Source organism: Aphanizomenon sp. UHCC 0183, assembly GCF_009712065.1.
GTDB lineage: Bacteria > Cyanobacteriota > Cyanobacteriia > Cyanobacteriales > Nostocaceae > Dolichospermum > Dolichospermum heterosporum.
Window position 1 is genome coordinate 93874 of sequence record NZ_VILC01000018.1, and the last position, 21655, is coordinate 115528.

Annotated in this window: 20 protein-coding genes and 1 tRNA gene; 8 read left to right on the forward strand and 13 right to left on the reverse strand. The window is 38.9% G+C overall.

What is annotated here, in order from left to right:
* The first annotated feature begins 80 nt into the window (after positions 1-80).
* Complete coding sequence (locus FJR37_RS08785) at positions 81-1214, forward strand: histidinol-phosphate transaminase (RefSeq protein ID WP_039202409.1); 1134 nt, start codon at positions 81-83, stop codon at positions 1212-1214.
* 20 nt (positions 1215-1234) lie between these two features.
* On the opposite strand, the gene FJR37_RS08790 is transcribed toward FJR37_RS08785, so the two are convergent.
* Together FJR37_RS08790 and FJR37_RS08795 are read right to left on the reverse strand one after the other, a co-directional pair.
* The gene (locus FJR37_RS08790; RefSeq protein WP_371416109.1) at positions 1235-1756 is read right to left on the reverse strand and encodes a hypothetical protein; all 522 of its coding nucleotides are present in this window, start codon (positions 1754-1756) and stop codon (positions 1235-1237) included.
* Between the two features lie 616 nt (positions 1757-2372).
* Positions 2373-2969, reverse strand: a complete 597-nt coding sequence (locus FJR37_RS08795; protein ID WP_039202406.1) for a GNAT family N-acetyltransferase — start codon at positions 2967-2969, stop codon at positions 2373-2375.
* An 854-nt stretch (positions 2970-3823) separates the two neighbouring features.
* Here FJR37_RS08795 and FJR37_RS08800 point away from each other — a divergent pair.
* Together FJR37_RS08800 and FJR37_RS08805 are read left to right on the forward strand one after the other, a co-directional pair.
* Positions 3824-4945: a hypothetical protein gene (locus FJR37_RS08800; RefSeq protein ID WP_168465802.1), complete on the forward strand. Its 1122-nt coding sequence runs from the start codon at positions 3824-3826 to the stop codon at positions 4943-4945.
* Positions 4946-4995: 50 nt separating this feature from the next.
* Positions 4996-5066 (forward strand) — tRNA-Gly (locus FJR37_RS08805).
* 489 nt (positions 5067-5555) lie between these two features.
* Here FJR37_RS08805 and cobJ read toward each other — a convergent pair.
* From cobJ to FJR37_RS08860, 11 genes are all read right to left on the reverse strand, one after another.
* Positions 5556-7256 carry a precorrin-3B C(17)-methyltransferase gene (cobJ, locus tag FJR37_RS08810; protein WP_168465803.1) on the reverse strand — a complete coding sequence of 567 codons (1701 nt, stop codon included), beginning with the start codon at positions 7254-7256 and terminating at the stop codon, positions 5556-5558.
* A gap of 615 nt (positions 7257-7871) precedes the next feature.
* A complete protein-coding gene (locus FJR37_RS08815) occupies positions 7872-8183 on the reverse strand; it encodes a hypothetical protein (protein ID WP_168465804.1) in 312 nt (103 codons plus the stop codon).
* A 46-nt stretch (positions 8184-8229) separates the two neighbouring features.
* On the reverse strand, positions 8230-8646 hold the full coding sequence (locus FJR37_RS08820) for a PIN domain-containing protein (RefSeq protein WP_168465805.1): 417 nt from the start codon (positions 8644-8646) through the stop codon (positions 8230-8232).
* The gene (locus tag FJR37_RS08825; protein ID WP_168465806.1) at positions 8643-8918 is read right to left on the reverse strand and encodes a hypothetical protein; all 276 of its coding nucleotides are present in this window, start codon (positions 8916-8918) and stop codon (positions 8643-8645) included. The genes FJR37_RS08820 and FJR37_RS08825 overlap by 4 nt, the downstream gene beginning before the upstream one ends.
* 159 nt (positions 8919-9077) lie before the next feature.
* Complete coding sequence (locus FJR37_RS08830; protein WP_168465807.1) at positions 9078-9386, reverse strand: HigA family addiction module antitoxin; 309 nt, start codon at positions 9384-9386, stop codon at positions 9078-9080.
* Between the two features lie 184 nt (positions 9387-9570).
* Complete coding sequence (locus FJR37_RS08835) at positions 9571-10122, reverse strand: hypothetical protein (protein WP_168465808.1); 552 nt, start codon at positions 10120-10122, stop codon at positions 9571-9573.
* Between the two features lie 374 nt (positions 10123-10496).
* A complete protein-coding gene (locus FJR37_RS26925; RefSeq protein WP_228044029.1) occupies positions 10497-10667 on the reverse strand; it encodes a hypothetical protein in 171 nt (56 codons plus the stop codon).
* Between the two features lie 114 nt (positions 10668-10781).
* A complete protein-coding gene (locus FJR37_RS08845; protein WP_039201126.1) occupies positions 10782-11498 on the reverse strand; it encodes a hypothetical protein in 717 nt (238 codons plus the stop codon).
* Between the two features lie 1770 nt (positions 11499-13268).
* Positions 13269-15536 (reverse strand): transglycosylase domain-containing protein, encoded by a 2268-nt coding sequence (locus FJR37_RS08850; protein WP_168465809.1) that lies wholly within the window; start codon positions 15534-15536, stop codon positions 13269-13271.
* Between the two features lie 71 nt (positions 15537-15607).
* Positions 15608-16069 (reverse strand): signal peptidase II, encoded by a 462-nt coding sequence (gene lspA / locus FJR37_RS08855; RefSeq protein ID WP_027400649.1) that lies wholly within the window; start codon positions 16067-16069, stop codon positions 15608-15610.
* A 182-nt stretch (positions 16070-16251) separates the two neighbouring features.
* Positions 16252-16839 carry a biotin transporter BioY gene (locus FJR37_RS08860; protein ID WP_168465810.1) on the reverse strand — a complete coding sequence of 196 codons (588 nt, stop codon included), beginning with the start codon at positions 16837-16839 and terminating at the stop codon, positions 16252-16254.
* A 63-nt stretch (positions 16840-16902) separates the two neighbouring features.
* Between FJR37_RS08860 and FJR37_RS08865 the strand changes: the two genes are divergently transcribed.
* From FJR37_RS08865 to pstB, 5 genes are all read left to right on the forward strand, one after another.
* A complete protein-coding gene (locus tag FJR37_RS08865) occupies positions 16903-17055 on the forward strand; it encodes a type II toxin-antitoxin system HicB family antitoxin (protein ID WP_168465821.1) in 153 nt (50 codons plus the stop codon).
* A gap of 492 nt (positions 17056-17547) precedes the next feature.
* Complete coding sequence (gene pstS, locus FJR37_RS08870; protein ID WP_168465811.1) at positions 17548-18702, forward strand: phosphate ABC transporter substrate-binding protein PstS; 1155 nt, start codon at positions 17548-17550, stop codon at positions 18700-18702.
* Positions 18703-18754: 52 nt separating this feature from the next.
* On the forward strand, positions 18755-19705 hold the full coding sequence (pstC, locus tag FJR37_RS08875) for a phosphate ABC transporter permease subunit PstC (RefSeq protein ID WP_039201131.1): 951 nt from the start codon (positions 18755-18757) through the stop codon (positions 19703-19705).
* A gap of 135 nt (positions 19706-19840) precedes the next feature.
* The gene (gene pstA / locus FJR37_RS08880; RefSeq protein ID WP_168465812.1) at positions 19841-20722 is read left to right on the forward strand and encodes a phosphate ABC transporter permease PstA; all 882 of its coding nucleotides are present in this window, start codon (positions 19841-19843) and stop codon (positions 20720-20722) included.
* 43 nt (positions 20723-20765) lie between these two features.
* Complete coding sequence (gene pstB / locus FJR37_RS08885) at positions 20766-21572, forward strand: phosphate ABC transporter ATP-binding protein PstB (RefSeq protein ID WP_039201133.1); 807 nt, start codon at positions 20766-20768, stop codon at positions 21570-21572.
* Positions 21573-21655: the final 83 nt, after the last annotated feature.

Here is a 21655-nt window from a genome sequence, read left to right on the forward strand (position 1 = left end):
GAGGCAGAGCCTCTGTGATAGTATTCCCAGTCAGAGACTGGGAACAAGATATATAATCACCAATTATCAATCAATGACAAATGCTTAAATTTATTCGTTCCGATTTATCCCAACTTAACGCTTATAAAGCTCATCCTGGTAGTGATAGTGCTGAACCAGTCGCTATCCAATTTGACAGACTAGATACTAATGAAAGTCCCTTAGATTTACCATCGGAAATCAAAGAAAAATTAGCTTGGACTTATCAACAACTTATTGAAACTAATCGTTATCCCGATGGTGGACACGAATCTCTCAAAAATGCCATTTCCCAGTATGTAAATGAATCAGCGAATCTAGCAAATTCAGCTTTCACCGCTGCGAATATTTCCGTCGGTAATGGTTCAGATGAATTAATTAGATCCCTATTAATTGCTACTTGTTTAGGGGGAGAAGGCTCTATATTAGTCGCCAATCCTACCTTTTCCATGTATGGAATTTTAGCTCAGACTTTAGGCATTCCTGTAGTTACAGTAGGCAGAAATCACAGCAACTTTGAAACTGATTTAACAGCCGCAAAATCGGCAATTTCCCAAACACAAAATCCGCCCATTCGCGTCGTTTTTGTTGTTCACCCCAATTCCCCTACCGCTAATTCTTTAACAGCAGCGGAACTAGAATGGTTAAAAAGTTTACCAGAAGAAATTTTAGTAGTCGTTGATGAAGCTTACTTTGAATTTAGTCAAAGGACTTTAGCCGGTGAATTATTACAACATCCTAACTGGATTATATTACGCACCTTTTCTAAAGCCTTTCGTCTTGCCGCCATGCGTGTAGGTTATTGTATCGCTCATCCAGAGGCGATCGCAATTTTAGAAAAAGTTCGTCTTCCCTACAATCTTCCCAGTTTTTCCATCGCCGCCGCCCTCATGGCATTAGAAAATCGGCAACTTTTGCTAGAGTCAATCCCCCAAACCCTCAGCGAAAGAACGAAAATGATCACAGCCTTATCTGCACACCCAACCCTGGAAATTACACCCAGCAGCACCAACTTTATTTACTTGCGGATTAAAACCGATGACTCTCAATTATCAACCACCGTTTTAACAAATCTCAACCAAAAACTGAGAAATCAAGGGACTCTGATTAGACTTTTACCCAATGGCTTAAGAATCACTATCGGTACACCCGCAGAAAACACCCGCACCCTGGAGCGAATACAAGCATTATTGTAAAAGTAGCAACTAATTACCACTCATTTATATCCGGTATCAATGCCTACACGACGAACAATCGTTACAGTTTGTGTTAACACACCTACTAACATTGCAAAAGCCTCATCTGGGATACAAGCCACTATTTCAGACGGGAAAAATACCTCAAACTGATCAAGAATCTTTTGTACTCGTTCTTTAGCAATCGGACTCTCCGTAATTTGTTTAATTAAACGTATCCATTGTCGCCTAAGCAAATAAGCTTTCTGACGATCTTCATGGGATTCAGGAGTCAACAAAGAAAGATTGCCTATGGGTAAAATCCCTTGGCAATCACTATCATGATCTCCACCAATCGCTGCTCCAGGTCCGGCAAACTCCGCATGATATTCTTTAAAAAGTATTAACCCATTCCTTCTCCGACTATTAACCATAAAAACCTTGCCACCATGAATTAGTGTGAGGAGATTAGAGCCATTAAATTGCCCATTTCCATCTGGCATGATAATTTGGTTAATAACACTGTTTTGAATGTGATAGTTTGATATACTGTTCTCTGATATTACTTGAACAGTATCATTTATTTCAGAAATAAACACGCACTTTTAGTTATTTTAATTATCCTATTCTATGGGATTAATGCTGGATTTCAATCAATCCAGAGTCAATACTCCTCGGTTAAGCCTAAAAAGTCATTATCCGGTAGGTTGGGTTGTGGAACGTATCCCTGACGGGAGGCGTATCCCTGCGAACTGCTTGCAGCAGCGCTTCGCTATCGCCGGAGGCATCAGCCATAGCCCAACATTATCAAGGATTTGGTTGGGTCTTGCTGTCGCTCAACCCAACCTACATTTCCTTAACTTTACTTTCCGTTACTTAGAGGGTGTTTGAAAAAGTTGTCTGTGAGGGCTAGAAGTATGGCTAACGCCACGCTACGCTATCAGGAGGATTTAGAAGAAGTTATAAGTAATATCAAGTCTGGAAAATTGAGCGATTTTTGATGCTATGAGATATTTTTCTTGCACCTCATTTACCTTTTATACAGATGAAACTCTTCATGTGTCTGGGTTGTAGGTTTATATGGCTAACGCCACGCTACGCTATCAGCAAACCCTACTTAGGCACTTTCATGAAATCCAAAATGTGACTTTCTTCTGCCTTCCTTCTCTCCGACTTCTCCTATATACGTTTATGCAGTAATATCTCCCGTGAGCGATTAAGGAAAAGCGCATCCCAGGGAGATTCAACCTTATGTACGCGATATGCCAACTTAAAATAAAGCTGACGGGCATGATGATTATGTTCCAAAACGTGGAGATATAAATCTTGAAATCCCCATTCCTGGGAAATTTGCTCACAGCGAATCAATAAACTAGAGCCTACACCCAGTCTACGGCAACCCGGATCAACAGCTAAATTAGATATATAAGGGAAACCCGGATTTACACCAATCCAAGGATAATTACCCCTAACACTCATTTCTATAGTTCCCATAATTTTCTGATTTTCAGTGGCAGTATCAACAGCAACTAAACAAATATGATGGGGTGTGGGAGAATTGAGCCGATGCCTTAGATCCTCATAAATACCTATACGAAACAAAGGGAAAGCCCAACTCCACAAACCTTCTTGGGAGTGAAAGCTTTCAGCCACAATTTGGGCAATACTTATTAGATCATCAGGTGTAGCTACGCGAATTTGGAGTTTTCCAATAGTTAGAGTCGCAGTTTCTCGGTTTACTGGGGGTTGGGTAGGGTTAAAAAACCAGGATTTCAAAGCTAGTTAGGGATTAATTTGATTGATTGCAGGAATAAGGTTGAAAGCCTTTTGGTGGCTGTTAATCCACAATATACTAGTACAACACGGCATAAATAAACCAACCATTCTAAATCGTTAAAAAGCCTATACTGTCTTCGTTTTGACTTTTGACTTTTGACTTCCGCCCTGCGGTACTAGCCACTCAGCGGCTTGGCTCCCTGAGAGAGTGAAGGTTCATTACATATTTCAGTTTTTTCTGTTCACCTACCTAGTTAGGATAACTTATTAATAACGTAGTAAAATCTATCTAAACTAGATATTTTAGCGGATGAGAGCTAAAAATTTTCCTAATTGAGAACTGGAGAGGCTGATAAGATAAATACTGAGTAGTGGATATGGGAATAATAACCTATAATGATCGCCATGTTCACCAGCCTGAAAGTAAGAAACTTCCGATTAAAAAAATATCCGGCTCTTGCGTCTCTTTTATGGTGATTGAGGATTGATTGTTACAAAACCCTTATGGGACAAAGGTTATAAACAATTATCCCCATATTTTTAATGAAATGCTCACACAATGCGGCTGCCAATGATTTTGAACCAGGTTTGTAGTTATTCACTCCCCCCCTCTAAAATTATCGAAATCCTTGATCTCTCTTTAAAGATAGGGGGGAGTGTGAACAGTTACCCAGATTTTCTATAAAAAGAACCGAAGAACTAGTAGTCTGTCAACCCGAAAATGACGGGTGAAGGCAAGCAGAGGGAGAAGAGAGGCACCGGGGGCAGGGGAGGGAAGAACAGAAGTTTTTTCCGCTCATTACCCGTCAAAATAAATTTGACGAACTACTAGAATATTCAAGTTTTGAATTAACATGATGCCAACGTTGATCAATAATCATTTAAGCGATAGTTCGATTACATCTCAACCATTGAGACGACATAGTGATCCACCTTGGTTATGGACTGTTGTATGTATTGGTTCTGTCTCTATTCATTTGTTAGTATTTTGGTTAATGCGTTCATCTAATGAATTTCAAGCTTGGTTTCCTCGCTCTAACCAAAGTTCGATTCCCATTGATATTATTGAAATTGCTTCCGAACCAAAATCCACAATTAAACATCAATCAACAACTCCAAAGATTAAACCGCAATCTTCTTTTTCATCTTCACCAAAATCACCACCCACTACACCCAACAATCAAAATGATGGTGAGATAATTTCTAAAATTCATTTAACAGAACAAGATAAAACTCAAAAGCCTGAAGTTAAAAAGCCTGAAGTTAGAAAAATTGAAGTTAAAAAGCCTGAAGTTAGAAAAATTGAAGTTGAAAAACCTGAACCTGAAAAAACCGAAGTTGAAAAACCACGAGTTAGACAACAATTCTATCCCACAAACCCAATACCAGAAGCAACACCAGAAGCAACACCAATAATTCCAGATAGTGAACTTCCCTGGAATCGTCGTCAAGAAGTGAAACTAGGAAAGGGAACTCTCCTCCGTCAAGATATTCCTACTGATTCCCCAACTCCCACAGCAGAACCTTCCGTAAATCCTAACCGAGAACCAGAAGCGTCCCCAACCACCAATGGAGGGGGTGCTATAGCTACCGTCAGTCCTCTACTCAAAGAAGAAGTTAGTGAATTAATACAACAAAAACAACTCATAACCGATGCTTTACCAGATGTTCTAGCTGAATACAAAGGAAGTACAGAAAAAGATTTAGAGGCTAGTATACTTCCCAGCGATGAGGATCTCAAACCAGCAAATATACTGGCTAGTTTAGTAATTGATAAAAATGGAAAATTTCAACAAGCGATAATCATCACGATTGAACCCGCCGCACTCCGCAGCCAAGCAAATATTTATGAACAAGCACTTAACCAGATATTTGCACAAGAAAGTTTTCTTGCTGCTTATAATCAAGACGGATCAAAACCAGATTTAAGCAATTTATATATTCGTCTCAAAATTAAATCCATAAATTCTCCATAACTACTTGCAATTTTATAAAAGCCATGTTATCTTAATTAAGTCAGAAGCACGCGGGTGTAGTTTAGTGGTAAAACTCCAGCCTTCCAAGCTGATCATGCGGGTTCGATTCCCGCCACCCGCTTCTTGAGAAAAAAATAGTTCGACTGCTCACCTTATGGAGAAATAGGAGGGAATTCTTAGCTGGGAACAGATAAGAAACACTCATTTGCTGAGTTTAGAGCTTCAGTCAAGAAAAAGATGTTTTTAAAAGATGCGTAGCACGAAAAAAAACAGTGTCATTATTTCAATCTCATGTTTTTAAACATGAGTTTTTTCCTGTTCCCTGTTGCCCGTTCCCTGTTCCCTCTGAATGAATTTTCAATATATAATTGTCATTTTTTCAATAATTTATAATAAGTAAAATGTCCGCAAGGGCGGACATTATCAGGGCTTCTGTCACTTTTATTGGCTACAATCATGTCTGAAACATGATGTTTTTATTGTTGATGATGAGAATAAAAAAATCAAGTCTTTCTCAGATATAAACTAGACATAATTAAGAGAGTTATATCTTAAAGGAGTCAGGAGAAAGGAAGAAAGAAGAAGGATATTATGTTTAATAGAAAAAACATCATTCCTGAGAATTATATCGGCGGGAAGTATAAACCCAAATATTATGATCTTGCTGGATTTGTCGAGTGTGGGAAGAACCAATAATAATGACAGTTCGCATATCCGCTAATGCTGGTTCTAATTCCTTTAGAGTCGTAACCTGGACTTCTTCTCCCTTTCTTCCTAAATTTCGTCCCAACACAACTGGGGTATCAGGTTTGCGGTGTTCCATTAAAATCTTTTTCGCGGCGGCTAGTTGCCAAGTGCGTTCTTTTGATACAGGATTATAGAAAGCAATGACAAAATCACTTTTAGCCGCAGCGGTAATTCGTTGAGCGATAATTTCCCAAGGTTTCAAAATGTCAGAGAGAGAAATCACACAAAAATCATGCCCCAAAGGCGCACCAATAGTGGCTGCTGCGGCTTGCATAGCCGAAATACCAGGGGCGACTTGAATATCAATGGTTTGCCATTCTGGTTTATGATATTGCTCTAGAACCTCAAACACTGCCGCCGCCATTGCGTAAATACCGGGGTCGCCAGAAGATACAACTGCTACATATTTTCCCGATGCAGCTAAATCTAGCGCCTGATATGCCCTTTCTGCTTCCACGCGGTTATCTGATTCATGAATTCGCTTACCATCTGCGAGATGTCCAATTAAATTAATATAAGTTTTATAACCGACTAAATCCGTCGCTGATGCCAAAATTTCCTTTACCTGGGGTGACATCCATTGAGATGCACCAGGACCCGTACCAATAATCGCTAATTTGCCCTGGGGTTGTCCAATGGTGTCGGGGTTGATAATTTGCGTGGAAATGGCAACAGCTATCTGGGAAAATGGGGATGATACAATTCGACTATCTGCACCTGTAGCCGCCAAAACCAATTCCGTTAATTCATTGGTGGGTAGGAAGCGGGTAGGAACTCCCAAAGTTGTCGCTATAGAGTGAAGTTGGGAATTGTTCGCCAGTTGTAGCGGTGCAAATATTCCTGACACTGCGGCAGGTGCTAAATTAGATTCTGCGAGGATTTGGTGAATTTGAGTGATTGTATCTGGTTCTGGCTTGGTGAGAGCGATCGCAATTTTCCCAGGATGATAAACTAAACAATTAGGATCAGAATTACCCAAATTTTCAGTAATTTGAATAATTAACTCACCATTTTCATCAATAGGTAAATTACTCTCACTCAACCAAGGTGCTATTCCTTGTAATTTAACTTTTCCCCCAGCTAATAAATCAGCAATAAATTTTTTCCCATGTTCTGGGTTAGCTAAATGATATCCAGCAGGAGGAGATAACAAAGCAGTGTGAAAGCGGATATCTCCCGTTGTGGTAATTGCTGGTTTGATATTCAGTCCTAACCCCACCTGACGCGCTAAATCATTTACACCACTTAAACCACCCAAAAGCGGAACAACAGCACTACCATCTTCAGCTACAGCTAAAACTGGCGGTTCTTGTCCCTTATCAGTTAACAACGGTGCAATTGTTCTAATTAGAATCCCAGCCGCACAAATACCAATTATCGGTGTACCAGCAGCGAATAATTCTCGTAAAGTTTCGCCAAAATTGGTAAAGCTAATATCAACATCATGAGTGCGATTAACCAAACCGTATAATTTCGCACCAGCTAAGACATTAGTAATTTTTCGCCCCACTGTAACGCTATTTTGACTCAAGACCACAACCGCAGGGCATACCCTAATATTCATAAAAATTTTTAATCTTGTAAATCCTTAAATTTTGGGCGTTGCTGAATATACTCTAAACGGCTTAATCGTTTGATTCTATAGGTAGGGGTTTAGCACTGCTGATATGTGTCAACTTAACGTAAAACAGGCGGTTAGAAACTGCGTCTACACAGGCAAAACCCACCTGCGTGGGTTTCAATCCTTGATTTTTCCTTAGTCCGCGCAGGCGGACTTTGTTTGTGTAGCCGTGAATTCCATTCGCCAGGGCTTAAGTTGACACCATTAAGCTTTTGCTTTACCCCTACACATCTAGCTTTTTTGTTATTTTGTAAAAATTCAAATCTCCGCCGTTTTTAGTATAACTTTAGATAACATCCTGGTTCAGTCAACGACAAAAACTTAGGAATGTGAATTAAGGGACTTCCAATTAAAAGAATACCCAAAAATTTCTTGTGGTGCGGGACGAAAAGCCCGCTAATCATCAAGGACGGGCAGGATGCCCATACCACAAAATTGGGTAATTTATTTTTTGGTATTCCCTAAATTAAATAAATTGCAAAAGTAGGGTGTGTTAGCGACAGCGTAACGCACCATTCCCAGTTTAAATCAGAATTGCAGATTATTAAATTTGCATTCCTAACTATCCATCAGCTTGATCAAAATTGCTTCTAGTCTTTCTAAAGCAGCATTGGTTGATTTTTGATTCTCTGCAAAATTGCTTTGGAGAGTAGCAAGGTTAGTATCTAATCTTCCTACCGTTTCATTTAGTCCTACTATCACATCGTTAAGGATGGCATTTCTCCCCAAAACACTGGTAGCAGTTCCCATAAAGTCATCAACCTTATATATCAGTTCCGTCAGGTTAACTGCTGTAGTTTCCTGTTGAACTGCCACGCGCTCTAATATCGCTTCTATCCGGTCTAATCTATCTACTGGTGGTGTATTCATATTGTTATTGTTGGGTTTCCTTGCGTCAACCCAACCTACTACTAATTTACTCAGAAAGCATTTTCAAGAACTCTTCTGGCAACATTGCCGGCACTAAGGAAGCTACAAAATCAGCTTTATTGCGGGTGACAATTATTTCTAAACCTGCGGACATTGCTGCTGCACTTGTTACCGCATCTTCAAAATCTTTAATTGGACTTTGCAATGCTTGGTGAATTACTTGATTTGTAACGCTGGCAATTTGAATATGTTGCAATAAGTTTTCTATTAATTTACGTGCTGATTCACTACCAATTTGACGGCGTAAAATATAGAAAATATTGGTAACAGCGTGTCCAGAAATAAAGCCTTGCACCTGTTTTTTCATAACTGTATTTAATGCTTGTGCTGAGGCAATAACAAACGGTTGACGCTGTGCTAAAATATCCAGCAAAACATCGCTGTCAAATAATACCTGTTTCAACTATATTTCTCCTCTAGGTAATTAATATAACTTTCCTCTGGATTTTCTGAATCTAAGCGAATTACACCTATGAGGCTTTGTGTCCAGGGGTCAAGTTCAGATAAAGTTTCTAGGGTAGGTTGAGGAGGAATAGAAGATAGTGTTTCTTGTTGAATTGATGCTAGTAAGGTTTGTACAAGAGTCCAGCGTTCTTTGATTGGTAATTCCAATACCTGTTCTTGCAATTCTTGTAATTTAATCATTACTTTGCGGTTAACTTGATTATTCGCCATTATATACTCAAAACGGCTAGAAGCCGGGCTTTTTTATCATACAAAGAACAAGTTCAAAGCCTCTCCCCGTTGCGGGGAGAGGTTTGGAGAGGGGTTTCATATTTGGTTAAACTATTAACCGTTTTCAGTATAACAGGTCAGAAGATACAGCACTTTGTGTTAATCTGTTCCTAGTAAAGAATAAGGAATAATTTGATTTAAAGTTTCTCCTAAATTTCTTTTTGCTGCCATTATTTCATAAGCATTTTGCAATCTTAAGAAATAACCATCTGAAAGTCTAAAATAGCGACAAAGGCGTAAATCTATATCTGCTGTCATTTTAAGTTTACCTGTAATAATTCCTTGAATAGTAGGATAAGTTAAACCTAAATTAACAGCTAAAGTATTTTCGCTGATGTCTAATTCTTCTAAAAATTCATATTTTAAAATTTCACCAGCATGGGGATTATGTAGTAAGTTGTTTTCCATGACATTTTCTCCTAATGGTAATCCATAATCCACTATTTCTACATTATAAGCATTTCCATTTTCCCAAAAGATCCCCGACTTCTTTTCAAGATTTTTCTATTCAACAAATAATTAATCTTAGAAGTCGGGGATCTGAAAAATGATGTTGGGTTTCCTTGCGTCAACCCAACCTACAAATATATAGTTAGTTAATTGCCACAAAAGACGGAATAAGTGATGATAAAAATTCTATTATTTCTTGTATTAATGAATGTTGTTGTAATATCTTAATTTCTTCATCATTGATATTGCTAAATATTTTCTCACTAATTGTTTGTTCTTTACCTAAAACTGTCTCTAAAAATTCTTTAGGTTTACTTTGCGCTAGTTGCCATTCTAAATCATTAAATTCACGTTGGGCGATTTTTTCAATTAATAGTTTATTTTGGAGAAATATAATTTCTATTTCGGGAATAGCTAAAGATACTTGACAAGGGGTTTTAGCCGCAGCACGACGTAATAAATAATTAACTAAATCCCTTTTTTCAAATACTTGAGATTCGTTATCTGTATTAGCATCTAAAATTAATATTACAGGAATATGTCTAGTAGCAATCAGGGAACTTGCTAATGATCTTACTTCATACTGACTGTCACCTACTACTATTTTCACATCTTGAATTAAGTTTTTAGGCAGTAATTTTTCTAGGATTTCTTGGTTTTTATTACCTTCTAATACTATATAAGATAAAGTCATGATAGAACCTCAGTTTTAATGTTGTAATTAGCTAGTCCTTGTTCAACACAAATACGATATTTTTTGATTAATGCTCTACGTATACACTCATTTTCTAAAGAATATTTAATTTCTTCTCCTCCCCACAATAGAATAGTTTGAGGTGCAACAAATCCGGCTAAGGTTTCCGATGCTTCTGTAAATCCACTACGACTAAATATACTCCCAATAGTTGCTGCTGGTCTGCGTAATAGTTGATTTCTTAACTTGGCTATAGGTTCAATTTAAACAGATTTTGCTGTGTCTTTACATTCTATTATACAAGATAAGCCATCTGCATAAACTACTCCGTCAATTTGTTCTATTTCTTCTCCATCTAAATACACGCTATAAGGCTAGGTTACTTCGGCGTTGTTGAGTTGAAATGCTCGTAAAACGAGATATTCTAACGCTTTACCGGCATCCCAACTTGGTGTATTACCTGATTCAATTTCCGACCATAATTTGATTAAATCATCCCAGTTATAGCTGGTAATTCTTGCTTTATATTCTGCATTTGTGGTCATAATTCTATCTGAAATTTCGTATGTTGTAACCTATTATCATTAATTCTAGGTTACGCTGTTATTGGTTATTATTGCGTTTTCTTGTGTCAACCCAACCTACCAAATTACAAAAACCTAATTACCAAGTAATTCTCTTCTCCGTTGCTCCTGTTCTTGCTGCTCAGTCGTTGCGCGTATTTTTCTATATTCTTCTACTGCTTTTGTAGATTCATTAACTAGTGAGTACCTCAATTTAATAGCTTCATCTTCATCCCCTAAAATAGAAATTACTTCTCTCCTTTGTGGTTTATCAAGTTTAAGAAACCATTCGATAAAAGCTTTTAAAATTGCCTCTTGTGAACCTGATACTTCGTCATGAGCTACAACACAAGAAGGGCAAACATAAGGTAAGTAGGATGATATTAAACCATTAGACCTATATTTTGTGCCTCCAGATATCCTCCTGCTATTGGAGCATACATCACTAGAGGTATCGTTAGCAATAATACATTCTAACAACTGCATCCCGGTGTAACCAGGAGAAGTAAAGATGCTTGCTAGTTGTCCAACAGCTACATAACCAGGATATCCAGGTAATATGTCTCCTGTTGAAGCGAGTTCAGGAAATTTATCCAAAATTAAGGAGCTATAATATCGGCAGTAGATACATTTTTCTAAATCATTTTTATCCCACTGATCAACATCCAATAGCATTTGTTCATAGTATTCTTTAGAAAACACATCTTGCTGACAACTTTTAGTCACCTCAGCCAGTCTCTTCATATTAACTTGAGCATCACTCCTGATTGGTCTTAAAAACAAAGCAATTAAACGTTTAACTGCGAATTTCATTATTGATTACCCTCTCTGATTACCTATTCTAATTCATCGGAATCATTAGGAATAGGATGTGTATTTTCGCAATGTTTAGTGTAGTCAACAATATTATCACAGCAATTCTCATTTTGAAAAAAATAAGATAAAATTCTCTTCTCTTAATTTAGGTAGAAATCCTGTATCAAATTATCATTTTTTGATAGATAATTATCATCCGACCATGGAGATAGACAGGGTTGTAAAAATCTTTAAAAATCTAGACATGAAAAATTGATTTCAACTCATCAATCTAGCTGAAATTCTACGCAAATTTGTATTTTTTTAATAAATAGCTTTCTCTTCCTCTTTGAATAAATTGATATTTTTTAACTAGAATTTGCCTTTTTGAATGGGACATATTCTCTGAAAATAAATGAGAAAAAATCCGACCAATGTTTAAACCAAATAAATTTGGCTCTACCGCTCCCTTTATGATATTTTCGGTAAAATATCCCTGAAACCCCTACCCTGATTGGATTTTAGGTTTTAATATTTTCAAAAATAGGCGATCGCTATTAATTTAGATAAAACCTATATACATCAATGGTTTTGGACATCTAAAAGGCATATTTAATCACAAGGGGAGCGGTAGAACCATAAATTTTAATAGGGTACGCTTTGTTTCTCTATCCGTGCTGCTTGTTATCTCAGTTGTGCTAATATGGCTGGCTGCTTCAACTTCCCTCTTTCGTCTCTCAGTTTCTAGCTTTTCCTATACTTCTTTGGCAACTGGTTATACTATTTACTCCTAATTATATCTAAGCTAGATTTTATTTAACGTGAGTTCGATGAACCTCACCCCAACCCCTCCGCGACACGAAAGGGGTATTTTAACCTCTTATTAGAATTTTAAAATCAGGTTTTTAAGCCTCTCCAATATTAAATGTTATTCCTCTCCTCTTAAGTAGGTGAACACAATAAAACCAAACTGTGTAAAGAAACGTAAAATTGCCCAAACCCTCTTCACTCTTGCCTCTTGCCTCTTGCCTCTTGCCTTTTGCCTTGCCATAACGACAATTTTCAACGCCAACCTACTTAGAAGGTGTTTGAAAAGTCATGATTGCTGTATCGAATATTTTACCCCTCCCTAACCCTCCACTTATAAAGGCTATCGTGTACACACAAGTTAAATTACCCCCCTTATAAAGGGGGGATTAAGGAAAAATTAGTTCCCTCCCCAAAGCATCGGGGAGGGTTAGGGTGGGGTAAGTAATTGGACAAAAATATTTACAGTCATTGCGAGCGAAGGGAAGCAATCACAACCCTGGCGATTGCTTCATTTCACTTCGTTCCATATGGCTAACGCCACGCAACGCTTACGCAATGACATTGTGTAATTAATTCTGTCTCACTACTTAATTTGAGGAATAATGGTGATTCGATAACTTGTGTGTACACCGTAGCCTTGTAAAGGGGAAAGGGGGTAACAATGTGATGAAAATTACGGGATACCACTTTTCAAACATCCTCTTAGGGACTTCCAAATAAAAAAATACTCAACCACCTAACGCAAAAATCTCTCAAACCCTTATTCCTCTGTGTCCTCTGCGCCTCTGTGGTTCGTTAATCAGGATAATTTATTTCTTGGAAGTCCCTTAGAAGAGGGTTAGGGAGAGGTTCACCAGAGGGGTTAAAAATTATTGGTCGAACCCACGTTTATTTAATTAAAAGCATAAGTGCTTATGCACAAAAGATAATTCTTCACCCCGACTTCTAACCCTAACGCAAAGACTTTTTTAACAAACTCTATTTAGTAATTTTACCCATATAACTACCCCAAAGTTGTGCCGCTTGGGCGCTGCTGCCGGAGGTAGGTGAATTATTATCATTTCCTAGCCAAATGCCGGTGACAAGTTGACGACTAGGAATAAAACCAATAAACCAGAGGTCAACATTATTATTTGTAGTTCCGGTTTTACCTGCTTCGCCTAAACCAATAGCTGCGCTACGACCTGTACCACTAGTAATTACTCCTCGCATCATAGTAGTCATTTGATTGGCAACTGCTGTTTTTAGCACTTGTTTAGAACCATTTGGATCTGTATCGAAGGAGTAAATCACCCGACAGGTTTCAAAATCTTTAAGATCCTTGCAATCACTACTGTCACGAATTTTACTAATAGCATGGGGGGGATTCCAGACTCCACGATTACCAATCGCCCCAAATGCGCCAGTCATTTCTAACACATTAACCACACTTTGACCTAATACCAAACCGGGTACTTCCTCAAGATTGGATTTAACACCCAACCGCTGCGCCATATCTACCACTTTATTCAAACCAATTTCCTTGGCTACCCGCAAAGCAATGGGGTTTTCCGACATTGCCAAACCAGTGGCTATGTCTAAACTACCACCAGCACCAGCCCGACAGGGTTTATAGGTAAAACCTTGCCAAGTTAAAGGACTGCAAGAATAACTTTTGTAGGTCGAAAACCCTTTTTCTATAGCCGCAGCGTAGGCAAAAATTTTAAAGGTAGAACCCGGTTGTCGTTGGGCTTGAACAGTGCGATTAAACTGGCTTTTTTTGTAATCAGTCCCGCCTACCATAGCTATAATACTCCCGGTTTTTGAGTCGAGAGTCACCATTCCCCCTTGAGAAAAGCCAAAATTCGAGCCGGCTTTGGTGACGGAATTTTTTAACTCTGCTTCGGCTTTGGCTTGGATAGTTGGATCAAGTTGGGTTTCGATGATATAGTTACCCTCTCTAGCTGCTGCTGGACCTAGCCTTGATGTGAGTTCTTGAAAGACGTAATCATAGAAATAGGGGGCAATGGTTTTGGCTTGCCTTTCGCAAACTTTGGGGCTAACTTGAACGGTAGAACGGCGAGCGCGGTTGGCTTCTTCTTGGGTAATTTTGCCCATTTCTAGCAGTCGTTTAATGACTCGATTGCGGTAGTCGGCTGCACCGAGTTTCCGCCGACCACTGCCACAAAAATCGAAGGCATTGGGGGCGGGTAAAATCCCTACTAAGGTGGCTGCTTCTGCTAGGGTTAATTCTTTGGCGGATTTGTTAAAATAATATTTGGCTGCATCTTCAAAGCCGGAGGTGTCTGCACCTAAAAATACGCGATTTAAGTAGGTTAGTAAAATATCGTCTTTGCTGTAAAAGGTTTCTAGTTTGAGGGAGACGACGGCTTCTTTAACTTTCCGTCCTAAAGAGTCTTGACTGCCTACATATTCCCGGAATAAACTTCGAGCTACTTGTTGGGTAACTGTACTTGCTCCCTGTTGAACGTCACCGCTACGACTGTTGATAAGTAAGGCTCGTAATACACCCAATGGGTCTACCCCAAAGTGCCAATAGTAACGACTATCTTCGGAGGCTACGACCGCAGCAGCTAAATATGGTCCAAAGTCTGATAATTGTTTCAGGTCTACGTGGGCGATATTGCGGGGTTCACGGAGTGGGGTTGAGCCATCACGGGCATAGACAACGACAGGGGCGCGAGTGGCTGTAGGTAGGGGTCTAACGGAAAATTTCAGCCATTCTGCACCTATGGCTAGGGCAATTAAAGCTGTGACACCACCGACTCCATAAGCTGTCCAGGTGGCAGCTTTGACATACCAAGCTGGTGGGTCTATGTATTGAATACTCACAGCATCAGCTAGATCCTGTGGGCCTAAGTTAATAACATCACCATGACGCAGTTCTAGGGTATTTATCCGCCTTTTGCCAAGATAAATACCGTTGGTGGAGTTTTCATCTTTGATTGTGAAAACGGGGGTGTTTTGGGTGGAGTCCCGCGATAATGAGAGGTGAACTGTGCTGACAAGTGGGTTACGGACGACGATATCAGAGGATTTTGAACTCCGTCCTAGTATATAGCGATCGCCTAATAAATCATATTCTTCTTCTTGGTTCCCGCCGGCATCATGGACCAATAGTTTTGGTACTTTCGCATTGGGTTTGAGCTTCATGGAAAAGTTGACTCTAGCATGAATGGTGCTGACCGCTTGAGTTACTTGACCAATTATAGTTTTTGGCTTTTGAGGAGGTTGGGGAAAACTCATAAACAATTGCAAGTTAAAAGTTAAAAATTAACGGGAAAGTAGGGGAATTTCCAAAAGAAGAATTAAATTTTTTAATTACTTGGTGTTTTTTTCCATGAGGCAATTAACAAGCAGACTATACCAATACTAATAAAAGAATCAGCCATATTAAACACGGCAAAATTAATTAACCGAAAATCAAGAAAGTCAATGACATACCCTAGTATAAATCTATCAATACCATTGCCCATTGCTCCCCCTAAAATCAAACCATAACCCATTTGCTCCCAAAAACTTAACAATGGTCCAGTTAATGCAATGGTTATCAATACTAAACTAACACCCAAAGATAGCCAGCGTAACCATTCTACTTTGCCACTTAATAAACTAAAGGCTGCACCTGTATTAGTCACATAGGTAAAATGAAATATCCCGCTTAACAGTGGTAGTGTTTGTCCTGGGTTAAAGGTCTTCACTACCCAGTATTTTGTCAGTTGGTCTAATAGAAATGCTATCAGAGCGGCAATCCAGAAGAAGCGATTTTTTATACGCATGATAAATTTGTCGGGTGTCAGTTGTTTTTTCGGCGTTGCTGAGTAAAAGTATGATTTTATTTCACGCAGAGACGCTCCAGGCGCAGAGAGTAAGAGTTTGAGAGATGGAATTTTCGACTTTCATACCCCAATTCACCAACGCCGTTTTTTCTTGCTACTGACCAATGACCAATGACCAATGACTAATAAAACATTATGTGTCGTAGCACATAAGCTACTATGGTAACGGCACAAACAACCACTAGTTGTCCTGGCAGTGCAAAGCAGGAGTATTTAAGAATAGCTTGAATCAGTGATAGATTGTCTGTTCCTCTCCAGGGTAAGATATAACTGATGATTAAATAAGCAATACCGCAGATGTGAACGGTGAATAAGCCACAAAGACAACTAAAAGCTAGAGTTTCTAGCCGAGGTCGAGCTTTAAAGGCTAAATATCCACAAATCCAAGCTCCGGGAATAAATCCCAGTAAATAGCCAAACTGAGATAGTTTAACATAACCGATACCGCCTCCTTCGGCAAATACAGGCAATAAGGTTAATCCCATGACTAAATAGGCAATTTGCGAGAGCGCACCAGCATTTCGACCTCCTAAACAGCCTACCAGTAGGACTGCACCAATTTGATAGCTGACACCTAGTGAAAGGGTTTGAATTCCGTGCTGACTCCAGTTCCAAGGTGAGGTAACACCATAAGCTTCCAGGAAAGTACCACCCATTGTGAGGAGCAAGCCTATCATAGACCATAGCAGTTGATTCGAGGCAGCAAACATTGATTAGGCGCAAGGGTTAATTAACAGTAGGTACAAGGTCAAGAAGTTTACGATTACACCGTCATTCTCGCAAAGGAGAAAAATGGAAATGATCATGCTTTTTGTCCTTTTTTTCAGGGCTGTCTTTCTCAAGGAGATACTTTTGAAGAAGCGATCGCTAATATAACAGAAATTGTAAAATTATACATTGAAATTCTCCTAAGTAGGGTTTGCTGAATAAGTTGCCTGTGAAGGCAGGGAAAAGGGAACAGGGAACAGGGAACAGGGAACAGGGAACAGGGAACAGGGAACAGAAAAATCAATTGTGTAATTAATTCTGTCCCATTACTTAGCAAGGCAAGAGGTAATAGGCAATAGGTAATAGGCAATAGGCAATAGGCAAGAGTAAAGACGTTTTCAGCGATTTTACGTTTCTTTACACAGTTTGGTTTTATTGTGTTCACCTACTTAGGGACTTCCAATTAAAAAAATACCCAAAAATTTCTTGTGGTGCGGGACGAAAAGCCCGCTAATCATCAAGGACGGGCAGGATGCCCATCCCACGAAATTGGGTAATTTATTTTTTGGTGTTCCCTTAATGGATAATCAACCTATCTTTAAGAGGATGTTTGACAAGTTTTTAGTGAATATAATGAAATCCCAGATGCACTGACCCGAACTGGAGGCTTGATCAACTCAAATAGGATTGCTCTACTTAAAATCAGTTTCATGAAAAATCATCGCCTGATAGTTGCAATATCTGTATTAACAGTAGTAATTAGTCTATCAGCTTGTGGAGAAACTAACTCAAAGAATCCAACTATAAGTGAGTCTCCTGGTAAAACGACAAATACAACTACTGCCAATTCTAGGAAACTAGATTTAGGAGGTAATATGGAATTAATAGGTGCGGGTGCTTCTTTTCCTGCCCCACTTTATCAAACTTGGTTTACAGAGTTAAACAAAAAATATCCCAATTTAAAAGTTAATTATCAGTCTGTGGGTAGTGGTGCGGGTGTTGAGCAGTTTACCCAAGGAACATTAGACTTTGGCGCTAGTGATGTAGCAATGAAGGATGATGAGATTAACAAAGTTCCGGCGGAAAAAGGTGTGCTACTATTACCTCTAACTGCTGGTAGTATTGTCCTAGCTTATAATTTGCCAGAAGTTCCTCAACTCCAGTTATCACGAGCAGTTTACACTGATATTTTGTTAGGTAAAATTAAATTTTGGGATGATCCGGCGATCGCTAAAATCAATTCTAATGTAAAATTACCAAAAGAGGAAATCAAAGTTATTTATCGCGCTGATGGTAGTGGAACTACGGGCGTTTTCACCAAACATCTTAGTACCATTAGTCCAGAATGGAAAACTCAGGTAGGTGAAGGTAAAAGTGTAAAATGGCCGATAGGAGTTGGTGCTAAAGGTAATGAAGGTGTCACCGCCCAAATTCAACAAACTCAAGGTTCTATTGGTTATGTAGAATATGGCTATGCTAAGGAAAGTAAGCTCAAATTTGCATCTTTAGAAAATAAATCCAACCAGTTTGTTTTAGCTTCTGAAGAATCAGCATCTAAAACTCTAGCATCAGTAACTTTACCAGAAAATCTTCGTGCTTTTATTGCCGATCCTGAAGGTGCAGAATCCTACCCAATAGTAACTTACACTTGGATTCTCGCCTATAAAAAATATGCTGATACCCGCAAAGCTAAAGCAATGGAAGCAACTATTGAGTATGCTTTAACTGATGGACAAAAGATAGCTAGTGAATTAGGATATGTACCTTTACCAGCCAATGTAATTGCTAAAGTCGCAGCAGCGGCTGATAAAATTAGTCCTGATTATCATATTTCTGTTGGTGCTAATTCTCAAAGTAGGAGGTAGGGGCGCAGGGCCTGCGCCCTCTGTCAGGAGTCAAGAGTCAGGAGTCAGGAAAATGACTACAAGTTTTCAAGAAGATCCATTAACCACGAAAAACCGTTCAGAAATAGATAGAAATCTAGATCGGAGTTTTATTTGCATCACTCGAATTTTTGCCCTAGCGATCGCTGGTATTCTATTATGGATTGCCTTGCAAATTACTACTAGTGCTTTACCAGCTATCCAAAAATTCGGGATTAATTTCTTTTTTACCAGCAGTTGGAACCCTGTTAATAATGAATATGGGGTACTGCCAGCAATTTACGGAACTCTCATCAGTTCTTTAATTGGACTGATTTTAGCCCTCCCTATTGGTGTAGGAACAGCAATTTTATTGAGTGAGAATTTCCTCCCCCCCCAGGTAAATTTAGTTCTGGTATTTTTAGTAGAACTCCTAGCGGCTATTCCCAGTGTTGTTTATGGAGTCTGGGGAATTTTTGTGTTAATCCCTGTGTTAAAAAATCTAGGCACATGGCTACATACTTATCTAGGCTGGTTGCCAATTTTTAGTTCTGCACCCACTGGACCAGGGATGTTACCAGCAGGAGTAATATTAGCAATTATGATTTTGCCAATTATCACGGCTATCTCTCGTGATGCCTTGATTTCTGTACCTTCAAGTTTGCGTCAAGCCGCTCTAGGAATAGGTGCAACCCGTTGGGAAACCATTTTTCAAGTTATTATCCCTGCTGCCTTTTCTGGCATCGTCAGCGCGGTAATGTTGGCGCTTGGGAGGGCAATGGGGGAAACAATGGCTGTGACAATGTTAATAGGTAATGCTAATAATATTAATATCTCTTTCTTAGCACCATCAAATACGATTTCTTCTTTATTGGCAAATCAATTTGCTGAAGCTAATGGGTTGCAAGTTGCTGCTTTAATGTATGCAGCTTTAGTTTTATTTATCTTAACAATGATCGTCAATATTCTGGCGGATTTTATTGTGGCAAGAGTACAGCGAATTTAGAATGCATAAGATCCCCGACTTCTAACATCAATTTATAGTTTCTGGACACAATAAATAAAAGAAGTCGGGGATCTGAGGATAAACGCAGATAATTTTGTGTTTTATGAAATTAGTAAAAGTTATATTGGTTAAATTATGAATTCTTTGTTTCCGCAAGGAGGCCTAACTCGTTCTCTTTCGTCTCCTCGAACATTGGTTAATATGGTCATGACTGGATTAGCTTTTGTCTGTGGAGTTTTGGCACTGATTCCTTTATTGGCAGTGCTTTATTATGTAGTAATCAGAGGGTTTAGTAGTTTAGATATCAATGTTTTTACACAGTTGCCCCCTCCTCCCTTTGGTAAAAATGGCGGTTTTGGAAATGCCATTTTGGGAACATTATTAATGGTAGGAATAGCTGCTATAATTAGTGTTCCTGTTGGTGTGTTGGCGGCAATTTATTTAAGTGAGTTTAGTTCTCGAAGAATTGCCAGATGGATACGTTTCGCTACTAATGTTCTCAGTGGAGTTCCCTCGATCATTGCTGGGGTATTTGCCTATGGAATTGTGGTTTTAACCTTGGTAAAGCTGAATTTAGGTTCTTACTCAGCCCTGGGTGGTGGAGTCGCCCTAGCAATTTTGATGTTACCGATTATTGTGCGAACTACAGACGAGGCGTTGCAATTAGTGTCTCAAGATTTACGGCAAGCATCTATTGGACTAGGAAGTACTAATTTGCAAACTGTGATCTTGGTGGTATTACCAACTGCATTACCTGCAATTGTCACTGGTTCTATTTTAGCGATCGCTCGTGCGGCTGGAGAAACTGCACCATTAATATTTACGGCTCTTTTTTCTTCTTTTTGGCCAGATAGTATCCTCAAACCAACTGCTTCTCTAGCAGTTTTAGTATACAACTTTGCCACTTCTCCCTATCAAACTTGGCAATCTTTAGCTTGGGCTGCGTCTTTAATTCTCGTATTCATGGTTTTAATTACTAGTATTATTGCTCGCTGGGTTACTAGAAAAAAAAATTAATTTAGCTATCACCAAAAAAAACTTTTTCATCAAGCCCGATTTTATGAATACTATCATTAGCACAATTAATGGAACTGAATCGGTTTTACGCACAGAAAACTTAAATATCTATTATGGCAATTTTTTGGCTTTACAAAATGTTTGGTTAGATATTCCTAAAAATCGAGTCACCGCTTTTATCGGTCCTTCCGGTTGTGGTAAAACTACCTTATTGCGATGTTATAATCGGCTAAATGATTTAATTGACTCATTTAGAGCCGAAGGTAAAGTTTATTTCTACGACAAAAATATCTATGCAGCGAATATTGATCCTGTAGAAGTGCGAAGACGCATTGGTATGGTATTTCAAAAACCCAACCCCTTCCCCAAGTCAATTTATGAAAATATTGCCTTTGGTGCGAGAATCAATGGCTACAGAGGTGATATGAATGAATTGGTGGAACGGAGTTTGCGACAAGCAGCTTTGTGGGATGAAGTCAAGGATAAATTGCGACAAAATGGTTTATCCTTATCCGGTGGACAACAACAGCGTTTATGTATTGCGCGGGCGATCGCTGTGCAACCAGAAGTTATCCTGATGGATGAACCATGTTCTGCCCTTGATCCTATCTCTACTGCACGGATAGAAGAACTAATTCACGAACTCAAAGAACAATATACCATCGTCATTGTCACCCACAATATGCACCAAGCATCACGAGTATCTGATAAAACCGCGTTTTTTAACGTTAAAGCTTCCGAAACAGGTGGACGTAGTGGCTACTTAGTAGAGTACAACTCAACTGAGATGATTTTCAGTGATCCTCAACAGGAAGACACCAAAGCTTACATTAACGGTAAATTTGGTTAATTCTTTTATCAAAAATTAACTTAAATTGAGCATCTATGTTAACCTTGTGGCTGTAATCCTTGATTTAAGGTGATTTAGAACTT

What these genes read in the sequence shown, in the direction of transcription:
- FJR37_RS08785 (WP_039202409.1), top strand. Translation starts at nt 81, where the DNA reads ATGCTTAAATTTATTCGTTCCGATTTATCCCAACTTAACGCTTATAAA.
- FJR37_RS08800 (WP_168465802.1), top strand. Translation starts at nt 3,824, where the DNA reads ATGATGCCAACGTTGATCAATAATCATTTAAGCGATAGTTCGATTACA.
- cobJ (WP_168465803.1), bottom strand. Translation starts at nt 7,256, where the DNA reads ATGAATATTAGGGTATGCCCTGCGGTTGTGGTCTTGAGTCAAAATAGC.
- FJR37_RS08815 (WP_168465804.1), bottom strand. Translation starts at nt 8,183, where the DNA reads ATGAATACACCACCAGTAGATAGATTAGACCGGATAGAAGCGATATTA.
- FJR37_RS08825 (WP_168465806.1), bottom strand. Translation starts at nt 8,918, where the DNA reads ATGGCGAATAATCAAGTTAACCGCAAAGTAATGATTAAATTACAAGAA.
- FJR37_RS08830 (WP_168465807.1), bottom strand. Translation starts at nt 9,386, where the DNA reads ATGGAAAACAACTTACTACATAATCCCCATGCTGGTGAAATTTTAAAA.
- FJR37_RS08835 (WP_168465808.1), bottom strand. Translation starts at nt 10,122, where the DNA reads ATGACTTTATCTTATATAGTATTAGAAGGTAATAAAAACCAAGAAATC.
- FJR37_RS26925 (WP_228044029.1), bottom strand. Translation starts at nt 10,667, where the DNA reads ATGACCACAAATGCAGAATATAAAGCAAGAATTACCAGCTATAACTGG.
- FJR37_RS08845 (WP_039201126.1), bottom strand. Translation starts at nt 11,498, where the DNA reads ATGAAATTCGCAGTTAAACGTTTAATTGCTTTGTTTTTAAGACCAATC.
- FJR37_RS08850 (WP_168465809.1), bottom strand. Translation starts at nt 15,536, where the DNA reads ATGAGTTTTCCCCAACCTCCTCAAAAGCCAAAAACTATAATTGGTCAA.
- lspA (WP_027400649.1), bottom strand. Translation starts at nt 16,069, where the DNA reads ATGCGTATAAAAAATCGCTTCTTCTGGATTGCCGCTCTGATAGCATTT.
- FJR37_RS08860 (WP_168465810.1), bottom strand. Translation starts at nt 16,839, where the DNA reads ATGTTTGCTGCCTCGAATCAACTGCTATGGTCTATGATAGGCTTGCTC.
- pstS (WP_168465811.1), top strand. Translation starts at nt 17,548, where the DNA reads ATGAAAAATCATCGCCTGATAGTTGCAATATCTGTATTAACAGTAGTA.
- pstC (WP_039201131.1), top strand. Translation starts at nt 18,755, where the DNA reads ATGACTACAAGTTTTCAAGAAGATCCATTAACCACGAAAAACCGTTCA.
- pstA (WP_168465812.1), top strand. Translation starts at nt 19,841, where the DNA reads ATGAATTCTTTGTTTCCGCAAGGAGGCCTAACTCGTTCTCTTTCGTCT.
- pstB (WP_039201133.1), top strand. Translation starts at nt 20,766, where the DNA reads ATGAATACTATCATTAGCACAATTAATGGAACTGAATCGGTTTTACGC.